Annotated in this window: 18 protein-coding genes; 1 reads left to right on the top strand and 17 read right to left on the bottom strand. The window is 35.7% G+C overall.

Annotated features, from left to right (window positions below):
- Nucleotides 1-38: 38 nt before the first annotated feature.
- The 10 genes from ACEPSS_RS04265 to ACEPSS_RS04220 all read right to left on the bottom strand — a co-directional run bounded on the left by ACEPSS_RS04265 (nucleotide 39) and on the right by ACEPSS_RS04220 (nucleotide 7591).
- Nucleotides 39-3125: a hypothetical protein gene (locus tag ACEPSS_RS04265; RefSeq protein WP_395317711.1), complete on the bottom strand. Its 3087-nt coding sequence runs from the start codon at nucleotides 3123-3125 to the stop codon at nucleotides 39-41.
- Nucleotides 3126-3154: 29 nt separating this feature from the next.
- A complete protein-coding gene (locus ACEPSS_RS04260; protein WP_395317710.1) occupies nucleotides 3155-3802 on the bottom strand; it encodes a Fic family protein in 648 nt (215 codons plus the stop codon).
- A 103-nt stretch (nucleotides 3803-3905) separates the two neighbouring features.
- On the bottom strand, nucleotides 3906-4439 hold the full coding sequence (hxlB, locus tag ACEPSS_RS04255; RefSeq protein ID WP_395317709.1) for a 6-phospho-3-hexuloisomerase: 534 nt from the start codon (nucleotides 4437-4439) through the stop codon (nucleotides 3906-3908).
- Nucleotides 4440-4441: 2 nt separating this feature from the next.
- The gene (gene hxlA / locus ACEPSS_RS04250) at nucleotides 4442-5068 is read right to left on the bottom strand and encodes a 3-hexulose-6-phosphate synthase (RefSeq protein WP_395317708.1); all 627 of its coding nucleotides are present in this window, start codon (nucleotides 5066-5068) and stop codon (nucleotides 4442-4444) included.
- 135 nt (nucleotides 5069-5203) lie between these two features.
- On the bottom strand, nucleotides 5204-5437 hold the full coding sequence (locus ACEPSS_RS04245; RefSeq protein ID WP_395317706.1) for a DUF2922 domain-containing protein: 234 nt from the start codon (nucleotides 5435-5437) through the stop codon (nucleotides 5204-5206).
- A 14-nt stretch (nucleotides 5438-5451) separates the two neighbouring features.
- Nucleotides 5452-5655 (bottom strand): hypothetical protein, encoded by a 204-nt coding sequence (locus tag ACEPSS_RS04240; RefSeq protein WP_395317704.1) that lies wholly within the window; start codon nucleotides 5653-5655, stop codon nucleotides 5452-5454.
- 74 nt (nucleotides 5656-5729) lie between these two features.
- Nucleotides 5730-5918: a helix-turn-helix domain-containing protein gene (locus ACEPSS_RS04235; RefSeq protein ID WP_395320490.1), complete on the bottom strand. Its 189-nt coding sequence runs from the start codon at nucleotides 5916-5918 to the stop codon at nucleotides 5730-5732.
- Nucleotides 5919-5977: 59 nt separating this feature from the next.
- A complete protein-coding gene (locus tag ACEPSS_RS04230; protein WP_395317703.1) occupies nucleotides 5978-6274 on the bottom strand; it encodes a sigma factor in 297 nt (98 codons plus the stop codon).
- Nucleotides 6275-6339: 65 nt separating this feature from the next.
- A complete protein-coding gene (locus ACEPSS_RS04225; RefSeq protein ID WP_395317702.1) occupies nucleotides 6340-6801 on the bottom strand; it encodes a threonine/serine exporter family protein in 462 nt (153 codons plus the stop codon).
- A gap of 13 nt (nucleotides 6802-6814) precedes the next feature.
- Entirely contained in the window at nucleotides 6815-7591 is a 777-nt protein-coding gene (locus ACEPSS_RS04220) for a threonine/serine exporter family protein (protein WP_395317701.1), read from the bottom strand.
- 156 nt (nucleotides 7592-7747) lie between these two features.
- On the opposite strand from ACEPSS_RS04220, the gene ACEPSS_RS04215 reads away from it, so the two are divergent.
- A complete protein-coding gene (locus ACEPSS_RS04215) occupies nucleotides 7748-8095 on the top strand; it encodes a hypothetical protein (protein WP_395317700.1) in 348 nt (115 codons plus the stop codon).
- Nucleotides 8096-8148: 53 nt separating this feature from the next.
- On the opposite strand, the gene ACEPSS_RS04210 is transcribed toward ACEPSS_RS04215, so the two are convergent.
- From ACEPSS_RS04210 to ACEPSS_RS04180, 7 genes are all read right to left on the bottom strand, one after another.
- Nucleotides 8149-9054, bottom strand: a complete 906-nt coding sequence (locus ACEPSS_RS04210) for a cation diffusion facilitator family transporter (protein WP_395317699.1) — start codon at nucleotides 9052-9054, stop codon at nucleotides 8149-8151.
- 30 nt (nucleotides 9055-9084) lie between these two features.
- Complete coding sequence (locus ACEPSS_RS04205; RefSeq protein WP_395317698.1) at nucleotides 9085-9525, bottom strand: nucleoside 2-deoxyribosyltransferase; 441 nt, start codon at nucleotides 9523-9525, stop codon at nucleotides 9085-9087.
- Between the two features lies 1 nt (nucleotide 9526).
- Nucleotides 9527-9940 carry a hypothetical protein gene (locus tag ACEPSS_RS04200; protein ID WP_395317697.1) on the bottom strand — a complete coding sequence of 138 codons (414 nt, stop codon included), beginning with the start codon at nucleotides 9938-9940 and terminating at the stop codon, nucleotides 9527-9529.
- 73 nt (nucleotides 9941-10013) lie between these two features.
- The gene (locus tag ACEPSS_RS04195) at nucleotides 10014-10757 is read right to left on the bottom strand and encodes a DUF1003 domain-containing protein (RefSeq protein ID WP_395317695.1); all 744 of its coding nucleotides are present in this window, start codon (nucleotides 10755-10757) and stop codon (nucleotides 10014-10016) included.
- Nucleotides 10747-11643, bottom strand: a complete 897-nt coding sequence (locus ACEPSS_RS04190) for an RluA family pseudouridine synthase (protein ID WP_395317693.1) — start codon at nucleotides 11641-11643, stop codon at nucleotides 10747-10749. Before ACEPSS_RS04190 ends, ACEPSS_RS04195 begins: the two co-directional genes overlap by 11 nt.
- A gap of 126 nt (nucleotides 11644-11769) precedes the next feature.
- The gene (locus ACEPSS_RS04185) at nucleotides 11770-12075 is read right to left on the bottom strand and encodes a hypothetical protein (RefSeq protein ID WP_395317691.1); all 306 of its coding nucleotides are present in this window, start codon (nucleotides 12073-12075) and stop codon (nucleotides 11770-11772) included.
- 46 nt (nucleotides 12076-12121) lie between these two features.
- On the bottom strand, nucleotides 12122-14182 hold the full coding sequence (locus tag ACEPSS_RS04180; RefSeq protein WP_395317689.1) for a heavy metal translocating P-type ATPase: 2061 nt from the start codon (nucleotides 14180-14182) through the stop codon (nucleotides 12122-12124).
- Between the last annotated feature and the right edge of the window lie 10 nt (nucleotides 14183-14192).

Below are 14192 nucleotides of genomic sequence, written 5' to 3'. Positions count from 1 at the left end.
TATAAAAGGTCCTTAGCAAAATCAATTTAAAAATAAAATCATTTTACTAATTTTATTTTCCCGTTTTTCATAGTTTTACTATTACTAATAATATTATTTTCTCCCATCCATTTCGCAAAATTTAAAATGAACTCATCATTTTTAAATCCTTTAACACCTATTTTCCCATTATTAATTATTTTTAACAGTCTATTACTTTCTTCATCAGTAGATTTTAATAAGTATTTTTTAATTTGATCAGGATTTAAGTTATCTAAATTACGTGAAATTATTAAATTATTTTTAGGGCCGTTTCCTAATAAAACAATTTTAATTAAATTGGAATTTAATTCTATTTCCTCATCAAAAATAGTTTGTATATAGTCATCGCTAATATTATTAATAATTATTTCTTCATTATTAATATAATTAATATTTTCTGAATTATTTTCTAATAAATCTAAATCAAAAAGAATCCCAATTTTACTAGCACTTAAATTTATCTCTGAAATATTAATTCTTTCACATCCCAATTTTTTGAAGTGTTCCATAAAGAATCTATATCGCTTATTACCCAACTTATCATTATTAAGAAATTCCATGTAAAACTCTTCTGATATATTTTCATCAATTAAAATCTCATTTTCATTAATAAATTTAACTAAAGTATCACTTAATTCACGTTTACCTCTTGTTAGGTAGACATTCAGATTTGAAGTAGTTGGCTTTATCTTATTACTTTTAATAAATATATTTAATAAAGTATCTTTTTTAATATCATCAGCATTAACTTTAAATATTTCATCCTCACTTTCACTATTTGATTGTTTCCCCTTAAGACGTTTTACAATATCGCTAACGAATTTTTCATTGTAATTTACTTCCATATATTCTTGGATTAATATAATTGCATCTTTTAAATAATAATTCAAATTAATCCATTCAATAATTTCATTAACATTTTCATCATTGATTTCAAATCTTTCATTTTTAAAAATATCCTCAAAATATGTAAAAATCGAAGAAAAGTTTGTGGAGATCGAAGAATAAGATGCACTAGGTGCAACTGGAATTGCTGTTAAATCGGAAGTAGAACCACTTGCAACATAACTATCTGCATTTGAAGCTACACTATTAATAATCATTTTATCCTTAGTATTTTGAACTAAATTAAATTTAATATCTTCAATTTTTTCTGTAATGTAATTGTATTTATCATCAGACTTTTCAATAAAATTCTCTATAAACCCATCATCTATTTCTTTTGCGGTACCAATTAGTTCTATAAAATCGTCTATCTTATTTTTATCCATTAAATATTCTGCAAGATGATAATTCAAAGTCTGTTTTTTACCATATACATTATCTACTTGATCTAAATCAAGTAAAAAATCATCATAAATCGGGTTAAGTGATAAATCATAGTTTTTAACTTCATTATCAATTATTAAATCTCTCATAAATTTCTGTTGATTTACATTACCATAAAAATTATTTATTACGTCTAGATAATCTTCAGTTATAAATGAATTTTTTACCATAACATAAATGAAATCTTTAAAGTCTTTTTGTTTATCAGATATTTTTTTCTTCAAATCATCATCTTTAATATTTTTAATAAATTCATCAAAAACATCATTTAATATTTCTTTATTTATCGAAGACATTTTTTTATTACTTAATTCATTAATTTTATTTTTTATAATGTCTAATCTATCATAATTATGATTAATAGATTCAAGTCTTATTTTGTATTCTTCATTTTCTTGTTTAAAATTCTCATAACTCATCCTTTTATTTTCAACATAAATAGCTGAATTATTATTTATAATATTTTTTGCGTCTACAAATTTGTTAATACTGTAACGACCATAGTTATTAAAATATTCTAAATTATATTTTTGTGCCCATAAACAAAACAATTCATATTCGTCTTTAGCAATATTTTCATTTCTTAGTTTAATTAAATCATTCAATTTTAATTTGAGATTAGATATTTGATTATCTAACTCACTTTTGTAATTGATTATTAAAAATCCAAGAAATCCCTTACCACTTTGTAAATTTACAAAATCAAATGGAAATAAATTTTTATAAGCCATTAATGATAATAATTCATTTGAATTCTCATTTTTAACTACATCTTGATAAACAAGAAAATCATTATATGTGCTAATTAAAATTCTATAATCATCAAAAAAATTACTTAAAAAGAACATTAACTTTGAACTAATATTAAGTTTGCCAAATAATTCATTTATTTTCCCACGAGAATTGCTTGCATTCATAAAGGGAACTACCGGAATTATTAGTTCAAAAAATTTAACTCTATCATTAGCATTTACAAATAGCTCATCTTTTATTAAATATATAAAGGTCCATTTTTCTTTGGAATGATTATTTAATTTTGTGTTTAATTCTCTTAATTTTTCAAAGATCGTTATATCGTCAAACCGATCTAAATCTTCTATAATTAATATTCTTCCGTACTTAGCATTTTTTTCGAAAAGATATATAATCTCATCGGGATATTTATCAAAAAGATCGTCATTAGTTTTATCAATTTCTGTTTCAAATCCTTTAATTTTCAAATTGAATTTTTTGGGCTCAATACTAGATAGTATAGTCCAAGATAAGTAAAAAATTGAAGAATATAAAATAAACAAAAAAATTGATTTCAAATTAAATCCAAATAAATTTGTTATACTAAAGGGTTTTAAGATAATTTCAATAATACTAATCAAAAATAATCCAAATATTAATTTGTTCATTTTAGAAAAACTTCTTTTAATTTTAAAACTTGTTAGTGGTATATCTTTTTCTGGAAGTTGATAAATTATTTGATTGATAATATTTAAATAAATATTATTTTTACCTTCAGTGGTACTTGCTTCTTTTTTACCATCAAAAGAAGCAAAACTAACTTTCAAATATTTTCTTACATTGTTGTTTGGATCTTTTTTTATATAAGTATCTATTATAGAAGACTTTCCGCTACCGTATTTTCCTGTAATTGAGATATTTTTAATTTCTGGATCTTTTATTCCCATTTCAATTGCATCTTGATAAGTTCCAAAAAATTCATTCTTATCTAAATCATCATTAGAATAAAGCGGTATTAAATTCAATTTATCTTTATCTGTCATATAAATCTCCCTTAATATTTTATAAATCCTTATTTAACTTCTCTCACATTTACTCCTTGAATTCCATTATCATACGTCCATTTTTTCAATACCTGGTTATCACCAGTACGATAATAATCGCTAATTAAAGTATTCCAGGTTTCCCACTTATCTAACGGAACGTTAATTAAACCAGCACCGCCGTCAATCATAATTTTATTGGCCGCTAAGATTGCTGAACGCTTATTTCCATCCCAAAACATTTGGTTTCGCATATTATGGTACATAATTTCTAATGCTTTATCAGTGGTTGAAAGCTCTGAATCATTTAAAGTTTTTTCTAAAAATTCATCTTCTTTTTGCTCATTAATTATTTGTGGTTCTGATCTTTGATTAAGTGCCAATAAGTCTTTTGGAGCAACAATTTGATTAATCTTTTTCTCTAAAGCTAAACTCAATTTGTCTTCTGCATTAATCACAAATTGCCATCCGTGTTTTAGATTAACAATCGTTAAAATATCTTCAACGGAAACTCCTGAAACACTCATTCCATCAATAATGGTTTGCGTTTGTGGTAGCGTAGTTTTAACGCCCTCAAACCGTGAACTAGTATGAACTAATCTAGTGATATTTGAACGAGCAAAGCGCTTATTTTCTTCTTTCGTAAATCGATATTTATCTGTTAATTTATCCATCATCGTTGCCCCACTTATTCACATTAATCATTTAAAATAATTATAACTTAAATATTTCAAACAAAAACAGCCAAATCCTGAAATTAATCAGAATTTGGCTGTTTGCTTATTCTAAATTCGCATGTCGTTGTTTCATTTGTTGTTCTGAGACACCCTGCGCTTGCATATACGCTAAGGTCACAGCATCGCCAAACAACCAGACAGATTGTTCAAACAAACTCCCCATTGGTTGTTGCGAAGTAGCGTGTTCACCAACCGCATTTTTACTCTTACCGGGTAAAATGGTGATTTGATTAGCCAGCTTGGCCATCACGGAATCATTGTGCGTTGACCAGAGCCAAACATCAGCTTGGGCTTTTTTCGCTTCAGTAACAATGTTCAAAGTTCCCTGCGTCGTTCCCGATGAAGAAGCGACAATCAACAAATCACCAGCTGTAATGGCAGGCGTAGTCGTTTCACCAACTACATAGGCCAGTTTTCCCATGTGCACTAAGCGCATCGCAAAACCTTTCAGACCAAAGCCTGAGCGACCCCCACCATAGACAAAGATGTGTTTCGCATCCTTGATTAGCTTTAAGTCAGTCTCAGTGACCGGAATTGAATGTTGACTCAACTCCTGTAAAATTTCGTCCCACTTCATGATTATTTTAAAGCAGCTTTGAATTCAGCAGCAGCTTTAGCAGGATCATCAGTAGTTGAGATTCCTCCACCAACGATTAACAAGTCTGGATCAGCTTGTTTAACTTCTGCTAATTTGTCAAGTTTGATACCACCAGCAATGGCAGTCTTGGTGTTTTTCACGTTTTCCTTGATTAAAGCAAAGGTTTCAAATGGTGTTTCACCTTTAGCTTGTAAATCATAACCAGTGTGAGTTCCGATGTAATCAGCACCAAAAGCATCGATTTCGCGTGCTCGTTTAGCTACATCTTGAACCCCAATCATGTCGACTAAGATTTCTTTACCATCATCATGAGCTGCTTTAACGGCATCTTTGATTGATTGGTCTTCGGCTACTCCAAGAATGGTAGTAATGTCAGCACCGTATTTAACGGCTTGGTTTACTTCATAAGCGGCAACATCCATAATCTTTAAATCAGCTAATAAGGTAATATCAGGAAATTGTTTTCTGATTTTAGCTAGGCCTTCTAGACCAAAGTTGATTACTAATGGAGTACCGTATTCAAAAATATCAATACTGTCCTTCGTTTTTTCAATTAATTTAATGGCACCGTTGACATCTTCTAAATCGATTGCAAGTTGAATTTTCATAATTTTTGTTCCTCCTGTAAGTTTAATAGGTAATAAGTGTACCACTGAAATTACAGGACGGAAAATAATTGGTTTGTAATTGAATGCACAAAAAAGGACGACATCCGCAGATATCGTCCTTTTCCGTTAGCTAATTTATGCAGTTTTCTTACTTTCATCAAAAATGGAATAATTACGGTGATCCAAGTAGCGGGCGCTGACTGGAGTAGCATAGAGCTTTACGCCATCTTTTTGAAACATTTCTAGAGCTGAGATGCGTTCCATTAAAGCTTTGGCACTTGTTTCCGTTAAATCTTGGTTAGCGTAGTTGAATTTGATGGTCCGGACTTTGTGTTCTTCTGATTTAAACACGAATTCTAAAATTTTCATGAGTTAGTCTCCTCTTATTCTGCGATTACGTTAGCGTTATTAACAACAATCTTTTGAACTGCTTCGCCTGATACGTCCGCTAAAATGGTCCCAAATTTAGTGAGTTGTTCATCAGAAACGTTATCAACTAAGTTTGCAAAGTTGACCTTGCGTCCTTTAATATGTTCTTCTCCAACCATTGTGAATGTTGCGGTAGTCTTTAACCAGTTTTTTGTCATGTGCTTTTCTCCTCTTTGTAGGTAAGTTATATTTTGTAATCAGTTGGCCAACCCTTACATAAGCTAGTAACGATTTAACAAAATGGTGTGTTACCCCAAATTGGTTTTATTTTTGCTTTAATGTGATTGCGCCACACGTACAGTGTTTTTCGTGAGACTTTTAGTTCATCCGCTAATTGTGACACCGTTTTCCCATCTCGGTATAATCCGCACATTAATAATTGTTCTTTTTCATTTAAAACGGCTAATAGTTTTTCAAAAATCAGATTCGTTTCGACATCTTCAATAGCTCCATCATTAAATGATAAGTTGGTTAGTGGGTCTACCCCCCCCCCCGCAAAATCGGTGTGTTGATGCGGGTTGAGCGCCTTAACTTATCTAACAATCTCCATTTTACGGACTGATAAATATAGGCCAACATTTGCTTTTCGTTGGTCCGTTCCTCGGGATATTTTTGATAGGCCGCTACAAATTCGAGCCGTCCTTCTTGGACTAAATCTTGATAATTGTGATGCCACGGTCTGATGTTTAGCCGTTTCAAAACACCAAACACAACGACTTCATGATCACCTTGTAACATAAAGTCAAAGGCCGCTTGATAATTAGTTTCAGTTTCCAAATAAAAAAATCTCCTGTCTGATAGTTTCTGACAAGAGATACGTGTAATTTACGTTATTTAATTTATTAGGCAGCTTTCCGTTTCTGTTTGAGCGTCCGCATAAAGTAGTTAAACAATTGAATCACTAACTCAGCCAGTAAAAAGCCCATTGCCAATGATCCCGCAATCATTAAAACCTGCATTAAGAAAGCAAACGCTACTTTCGGTTTATTCATCGCAATGTTTTTCATAACTTGGTAAGCCTGTCCCCCGGGAACTAAGGGGACTAACGCTGGAATGTTAAAGATAATGACCGGTGCTTTTTTCCAACGCGCTACAAACATCCCTAAGATTCCGATTGTAAAGGATCCTAAGACGTTTCCGCCAATATAACCACCAACGTATGTATCGTAAGCTAAATAGATTAAATACGATGCCACACCGACTAATGCCCCAATGTTCAAGTACTTAGGTGACACGTTAATCAAGATGGCAAACCCTAGGGTCGCGATATAAACGCCCCCAACAATTATTAAGAAATGTAACATTTATTTCACCTACCTAACCAAACCAAATCAAGGAGAATGCCACTCCAAATCCAAGCGCACAAGCACACATCAAAGCTTCAATTCCCCGAGCTGGACCACTAATCAAGTTTCCAGAAATCAAATCGCGAAACGAGTTGGTAATTTGCACGCCGGGAACCAAGGGCATTACTGATCCAATGATGATATTATCGGTACTTTGGCCTAAGCCAATGTGAACGGCAAAAATCGCCATAACTCCAATTGAAGCAGCGGCCATGAATTCACTAATGAAACTCGCATGTACTCGACTGGATAAGACATCAAAGATGAGCCAACCCAGCATTCCCACTAGACAAGTAATGAAAAAATCATGAATATCATTATTGAAAACCACAGAAATACAGCCAGAAATCAAAGCGGCAGATAATAACATCATCCAGTACGGATAATAAAAACCAAAGCGTTCGATTTTATTCAATAAATTATAAAAACGGCCAATTGAAATTTTACCTTGCGCATAATCACGAGATAAGCGGTTCACGGCCGCAATTCGCCGCAAATTAAAGGTTCGCTTCTCAATTTCTTTAATCTGAGCACCAGCTTCATCGTTCGCCGAAATCATAATCCCAGTAATGGTTACATAGGCATTGAGATCATTTAAGCCTGCGTTTTTCGCAATTCGTTTAATCGTGTCAGATACTCGGTTCAATTCGGACCCATTTTCAATCAAAATCGTCCCTGCCAACAGACAAGTTTGTACGACTTTATTCTTATATTCTTTGGATTTCTTTACGGGTTCTTTTTCAGTCATTCGGCCACCAACTTTCTTCATGTTCTTCTAGGATAACAAAAAAATGACGGTTTTTGTAACCAAATTCCAATTCCTTTTTAAAAAAATTTTACGTAACCGTCAGTTACCGCTATAATTAGAATATACATTACTGTTTCAAATCCAGGAGGAATTAGCATGAGCGACAATCTATCATTCAACGATTTAAATGAACAGGCACAAATGAAGGCAATCACTGGTTTCATGCCATTTTACGGTCAGTTATTAGCTAATAACGAATTAGACGTGATGACCACTTTTGACTTCGATCACGTGATGGCTGACATCAACCGGACCATCAAGGATGTTAGCAACAAAACACCTGAAGAACTTTACCCTTACGTAATTAACTTTAACTCTGATGCAATTCATGACTTAGTTAGCGAATTACCTCAAACTTACTTTGACAACGGTAACCCTATGACTGACTGGTCAGAATGGTACGTTGCAGAAGCTAACAAATTAGATCCAGATGCAACTCTTTAATTAAAAGGTATGCAAAAAGCTCGCCACTTCGTGTGACGAGCTTTTTTGATTGGTTAAATATCATAATCACTACTGTAGAAGAAATCTTCATTTTCCCCCCGAACCGTTTCCGGTTGGATGGTAACGTGATCAATTCCATATTTAGTAGTTAATAAGTGATTAATTTTATCGTAGATTTTTTGCACTTCACTTAGTTTTAAGTCGTCCATATTAACGTGGGCTGAGAAAACAACACTGTTTTCGTCAACCATCAAGGCATGCACGTGATGCACACACTTCACCCCGTCAATCGCTAACAAATCTTTATGAATGGCTTTGTAGTCTAAGTTAGGCGCACATTCCATCAAAATTCCAACTGATTTTCGAATTACGGGCCAACTTTCCCACATAATGTAGAGTGCCACCGCAATCGTAATCAACGGATCAATAATCGTCCAGTTAAAGAACGTAATCAAAATGGCTCCAATGATAATCCCAAATGATGATAAAGCGTCACTTAATAAATGAAGATAAGTGGCTTTCATGTTGAGATTGTGTTTCGCCCCCCGACTCAATAATACCGTTGAAAGGGCATTAGCCAGCGTTCCAACTACGGCCACGACTAACATAATCATTCCATCCACTTTTTCGGGATGTTGAATTCGATCAATCGCTTCCATAATCAAAAAGACTGAAATCAGAACTAAGAAAATGGAGTTAAACAAAGCCGAAATAATTTGTGCGCGTTTAAATCCATAGGTATTCGTCTTGGTTTGTTTGCGTTGACTAATCACGTGAGCGGCGTAACTGAAGATAATTGATAATGAGTCACCCAAGTTGTGCACCGCATCGGATAGTAATGACAAACTCCCGGAGAAAATGCCTCCCAAGAATTCGACAATCGTAATTACGGCATTTAAGACCGTCACTTCAAAGAACCGTTTTCCGGATAATTCCGAATTATGTTCGTGTTCATGCATGTCCAAGTCTCCTTTACATTCGACTTTTGGTTAAATAAAATCACCGTTGTATTCGCTGGTTGGCATCGTCTTGAAATCGTAGTTTTCGACTTCTTCACCGGTTTTAAGGTAAGCGTGTAAACTTTCTGAAATCATCAAGTTGACCGTGTTATCTTTTTGTTGGAAAACTACGACTGGTTTGCCCATCGCAACGGCGGCTCCAATTTCGTAAGCCGTTCCACTATCAACGTTGGGACCGTCAAAATCAATCACAGCTAACACGGCATCCGCTGCTTCAATGTTTTCAATGTCGCGTTGGTAAATTTCTTTGGCCCAAGGCTTCGTAAATTCTTCGTTTTCAGCTTCTTGGTGTTTCCGTGGTGAATAAAAATCAGCCACCGTCTTATTATTAGTTAAAGCTTTTTCCACCATTTCAATTCTAGTAATTTGTTCTTCGCTAAAAAATGGACTTGCTAAATAAATTTGAGCCATCTTAATTCTCCTCACTTTCGGCGACCATCCGCCATGTTCCTTGACTATTTTTTTCCAATTGTTTGAGATAATTTAAAACTGCTTCCGCACGAGTTTGGTCGTGTTTTTCTAAGAGGTTTAATCCAGTCCCCGTATTCATTGGTTGACTTAAATTAAACTCACCATCAAGTTCTGAAACTCCTTGGGAGAAAGCCATGACCGTTTCACCCGTATCAATTTTGGTAATGATGAAAAACAACGTAAAATCGTCGTCCGCCGTCATATAAACGGGCATTGCCCAAATCTTTGGTGCAATTTCCATCATTTCATAATCTTCGAATTGGTATTTCTTATGATTTGCTTCAGTCACTGGTTCGGCTAAAGTAAACATCATTTTATCAAAAGCCTTGGCACCTAACTTAATGTTATCTTCCACGTACTTTCCTCCTATACAGTTCTTACAAATATTTTAGCATACTATTTTAAGAAAGAATTAAGTATTCTAAACTTTATCTTTCGCCTTTTAAATCATGAATCTCTTGGTGTAAGGCACTCACTTCGTGTTGGAGTTCCCCAATCATGCGTAATTGAATCTGGGCAATCTCTAAGTTATGAGGAACTTGTTCGCGGGCTAATAAATCTAGTTTAGCGTGTAAAATCCGTAATTCTTGTTCCGACTTTAAACTAACGTGATAATCATTTTCCGCGTTCATCCGGTCTAAATCAGCCGAACGATTTTGACTCATCAAAATGATTGGTGCTTGAATCGCCGCCACACAACTTAAAAATAGATTTAACAGGATAAACGGATATTTATCAAAGTGGATGCCAAACAGTTCGAGTCCGTTGAGAATCATCCAAATTGCTAAAATAGCAATAAAAATAATAATGAAAGTCCAGCTCCCACCAAAGCGGGCCACAGCATCGGCAATTTTTTCACCCACCGTCAAACTATTTTTCATGGCATCATTCACATCGGTAATCACAAATTTATCATTGGCCATGGTTTTAGTTAACCGGCGATCTAATTTCTGAATCTTCTTATTATCATCTTTGACCAAATTATCCACGTGACGTAAATCATAGACCAATAGATCACGATTACAGACAAAATCACGGTTAGTAATTTTCGGATGCTGTGCGTGAATCATTCTTCGAATTGGATCAGCCAGTTCCCCAAACATTTTTCCTTCACTTGCCATAAACTGCTGATGGTCAATGTAGCAAGTTTGCATTACGTTATTATTTTTCATATGCTCCTTCTTCCATTACTCGTTGCATGTCAGTTGGAATTGGTGCGGTAAACTGCAGCGTTTGTTTTTGAAAGGGATCAAACAAGCTCAACTGTTCGGCATGTAGGGCTTGTCGTTGGATGCCCATTTCCAATGGTCCGTGATAGAGTTCGTCGCCTAGTAGCGGATGCCCTGCGTACGTAAAATGGACACGAATTTGATGGGTCCGGCCAGTATGTAATTTCACTTCAACGACCGTGGCCTGCGGAAGGCGTTTTTTCACCCAATATTCCGTTTTCGACGGTTTTCCATTTTCAGTGACTTCCCGATACAAATGCTCGTCAACCCGACCAATTGGTAAATCAATTAGTCCATGCTCATTTTTTAAGTGGCCTTTTACAATTGCTAAATAACGTTTATCAAGTGTTTTATCAGCTAAGGCTTGGTTGGCATAACTATTGGCTAACCGATTTTTGGCCACTAACACGACGCCACTGGTAAAGCGGTCTAGTCGGGTAATGATATGTGGTCGTAAATCATCCGCGTTTTCCTCAATTAAATGCCCCTTAATTCGATTCACTAAGGTATCAGTTGCGTTGGCAGGACCAGGTACAGAGGTTAAGCCCGCTGGTTTATTGACGACTAACCAGTTATCATCTTCATATAAAATCTCTAACGGCTCGTGGCTAACGGCGACTTGCGGATCAGCTGCTTCGGGCGGAAACGTTACCGTAACCGTTTCGCCAGGCGCAATTTCTCGATTAGGCTGAATTGGCTGCCCTTGAATCTGAAAACTAGTCGGGATTGCTTTTAAAGTGCTGTACATTCGATGACTAACCCCGTGTTCTGTGACTAATTTTTTTAATGATTGCGGTTTTTGCTCTTCATTTTTCCATTCAACTCGCATTTAATTTCTCCATTAACTCGTCTTTTCGTTATCTCAATCTTAACAAAGTGAATGGTGCCTCACAACAGCACAAATTTTGGGTAATAAAAAAACTCCCCAATAAAATTGGAGAGTTTTTACATTTAATTAAACTTGATCATTAAATAAACCAGAAGTAATTAAATAGTTGTAAGCATCGGATGCTTTTTTGTAAGTGTGTTCTTTGGTGTCATTCCAGTCTTTGGAAATTACCATTCCCGTATCAGAAAGGTAGTTAGTAAACGCACGAACGGCAACGGCGTCATCACCTTGAGGAAGCACTTTGGCCCCTTGTTGTAAGCTACCAGCATCGTCAATCGTACCTAAAACATCAGCATCTTCACTACCCTTTTTAACTTCAAGACCAGCGCTTTCTGCTAACTTTAAAACTTCTGCATATACTTCATTTTTCATTATAATCACCTATCATCTTTTATTTGTCTATCTTTAATTTTACCGATTATCTGCGCATATGCAACGTTAAAGCATTAATTGCTACAATCACGGTTGAAAGTGACATGATAATGGCTCCAATGGCAGGTGATAAAACAATTCCGACAGGTGCTAAAACGCCAGCGGCTAATGGCATCGCAATGATGTTGTACCCAGCACCCCACCAAAGGTTTTGAATCATCTTTCGATTAGTAGCTTTGGCAAGGTCAATGAAATCAATGATATCTTCAGGATCACTTTTCACTAAAACGACATCCGCTGAATCAATCGCAACGTCCGTTCCAGCACCAATGGCAACCCCAATGTTTGCACGTGACAAACTAGGTGCATCGTTAACTCCATCTCCTACCATCATCACATCATGTCCTTTAGCCTGATATTCTTTGATGATGGCTTCTTTTTGCCCAGGCAACAATTGAGCCCGATATTCGATATCGCCTAATTCATGCGCTACACGTTTAGCTGCTAAATCATTATCACCGGTTAACATCACGGGTACAATGCGCATAGCCCGAAGATGTTTAACCAATTCAAACGAAGCGGGACGAATCACATCACCTTGAGCAATAATTCCAAGAACTTGATCACCACTAATCAAGTAACTCACTGAATTACCTTGGCCAGCTAACTTATCAAATTGAGCTTGGTCATATTTCATACCGTGATTCTTAAGGTAAGTAGCGGTAACAATTGCATACTCTTTACCGTCAATCGTTCCTTTAATACCGACACCTTGCATAATTTCAACGTTTTGCGCAGCAACCGGTGTAATTCCCTCTTTTTTAGCGGTGTGAACCAAGCCCACGGCTAACGGATGACTAGAATTCAATTCCAAATCAGCCAAAAGTTGAAGGATTGCTGGTTTGCTCAAATCAGAAAGTGATTCAAGGGCGTTCACGGTGAAAACTCCTTCAGTTAACGTCCCGGTTTTATCCATAAAGACGTAGCTAAGTTTTTTAACTTCTTCAATTGATTGCCGATTTCTGATTAACAATCCGTTTTGAGCGGCAATCGAAGTACTACGGGCAATGACTAAAGGAATCGCTAACCCTAAAGCATGGGGACAGGCAATTACTAGGACTGTAACCATCCGTTCAAGTCCGTAGCTAAAGCCACTTACAATGGTCCAAACAATTAAAGCTAGAATCCCAATTGATAAGGCACTGTAGAATAACCACCGTGAAACGTGATCGGCTAAAGTTTCGGCTTTTGATTTTTCCTTTTGGGCATCCGCTACTAGTTTAATCACTTGCGCTAAGTAACCATTTTTTCCAGTTGCAGTAACTTTCACGGTTAAAGCACCATCACCGTTGATTGAGCCCCCGATCACTTTGCTACCGACAGTCTTGGTAACCGCTTTTGATTCACCAGTTACCAGCGCTTCGTTTACGGCACTCGATCCCTTAACGACGACCCCATCAGTAGGAATTTTTTCACCAGCTTGAACTAGTACTTCTTCGCCAACCGTTAAGTCACTTAACGGAACGTTTTTAGTCGAACCATCTTTTTGAATTAAGTGTGCCGTATTTGGAAGTAAAGCAGCCATTTTTTTCACGGCACTTCCAGCGCTCATCACGGCACTCATTTCAATCCAATGACCTAATAACATAATGACAATTAGACTGGCTAATTCCCAAAAGAAATTCATGACCATCACATGTTTGTCGACAAAGGTATTCATGATGAAAGAATACACACTGTAGATGTATGCCACACTAATCCCCATCGAAATCAAGGTCATCATGGCTGGTGCTTTGGCTTTCAACTCTTGTTTAGCTCCACTAAAGAAGGGTTCTCCCCCATAGAAGAATAAGATGGTGGCTAACACTAATACGACCCATTGGGAGCCTGGAAAACTAATTTGAAATGGTAACACAATTCCCATAAAGGGGGAAAGTACCAAAATCGGAATCGCTAAGATTAGGGATATCCAAAAGCGGCGTTTGAAATTCCCCATGTGCATCATGTGACCGCCACCCATATCCATCATGTCACCGTGTTTCATCTTCATGGAATCGTCCATTTTCATCGAACCATCCATCTTCATGTTGTTTTGCTTCATATCCATTTTAATTCCC

The sequence above is a fragment of the Fructilactobacillus frigidiflavus genome (assembly GCF_044054575.1).
GTDB classification, from domain to species: domain Bacteria; phylum Bacillota; class Bacilli; order Lactobacillales; family Lactobacillaceae; genus Fructilactobacillus; species Fructilactobacillus frigidiflavus.
This window is presented reverse-complemented; position numbering and strand designations above follow the sequence as displayed.

Excerpts from the sequence above, each read along its gene's own strand:
- ACEPSS_RS04265 (WP_395317711.1), bottom strand. The coding sequence starts at position 3,125 with ATGACAGATAAAGATAAATTGAATTTAATACCGCTTTATTCTAATGAT.
- ACEPSS_RS04260 (WP_395317710.1), bottom strand. The coding sequence starts at position 3,802 with ATGATGGATAAATTAACAGATAAATATCGATTTACGAAAGAAGAAAAT.
- ACEPSS_RS04220 (WP_395317701.1), bottom strand. The coding sequence starts at position 7,591 with ATGACTGAAAAAGAACCCGTAAAGAAATCCAAAGAATATAAGAATAAA.
- ACEPSS_RS04205 (WP_395317698.1), bottom strand. The coding sequence starts at position 9,525 with ATGGCTCAAATTTATTTAGCAAGTCCATTTTTTAGCGAAGAACAAATT.
- ACEPSS_RS04215 (WP_395317700.1), top strand. The coding sequence starts at position 7,748 with ATGAGCGACAATCTATCATTCAACGATTTAAATGAACAGGCACAAATG.
- ACEPSS_RS04195 (WP_395317695.1), bottom strand. The coding sequence starts at position 10,757 with ATGAAAAATAATAACGTAATGCAAACTTGCTACATTGACCATCAGCAG.
- ACEPSS_RS04180 (WP_395317689.1), bottom strand. The coding sequence starts at position 14,182 with ATGGATATGAAGCAAAACAACATGAAGATGGATGGTTCGATGAAAATG.
- ACEPSS_RS04225 (WP_395317702.1), bottom strand. The coding sequence starts at position 6,801 with ATGTTACATTTCTTAATAATTGTTGGGGGCGTTTATATCGCGACCCTA.
- hxlB (WP_395317709.1), bottom strand. The coding sequence starts at position 4,439 with ATGAAGTGGGACGAAATTTTACAGGAGTTGAGTCAACATTCAATTCCG.
- ACEPSS_RS04240 (WP_395317704.1), bottom strand. The coding sequence starts at position 5,655 with ATGACAAAAAACTGGTTAAAGACTACCGCAACATTCACAATGGTTGGA.
- hxlA (WP_395317708.1), bottom strand. The coding sequence starts at position 5,068 with ATGAAAATTCAACTTGCAATCGATTTAGAAGATGTCAACGGTGCCATT.
- ACEPSS_RS04245 (WP_395317706.1), bottom strand. The coding sequence starts at position 5,437 with ATGAAAATTTTAGAATTCGTGTTTAAATCAGAAGAACACAAAGTCCGG.
- ACEPSS_RS04185 (WP_395317691.1), bottom strand. The coding sequence starts at position 12,075 with ATGAAAAATGAAGTATATGCAGAAGTTTTAAAGTTAGCAGAAAGCGCT.
- ACEPSS_RS04190 (WP_395317693.1), bottom strand. The coding sequence starts at position 11,643 with ATGCGAGTTGAATGGAAAAATGAAGAGCAAAAACCGCAATCATTAAAA.
- ACEPSS_RS04210 (WP_395317699.1), bottom strand. The coding sequence starts at position 9,054 with ATGCATGAACACGAACATAATTCGGAATTATCCGGAAAACGGTTCTTT.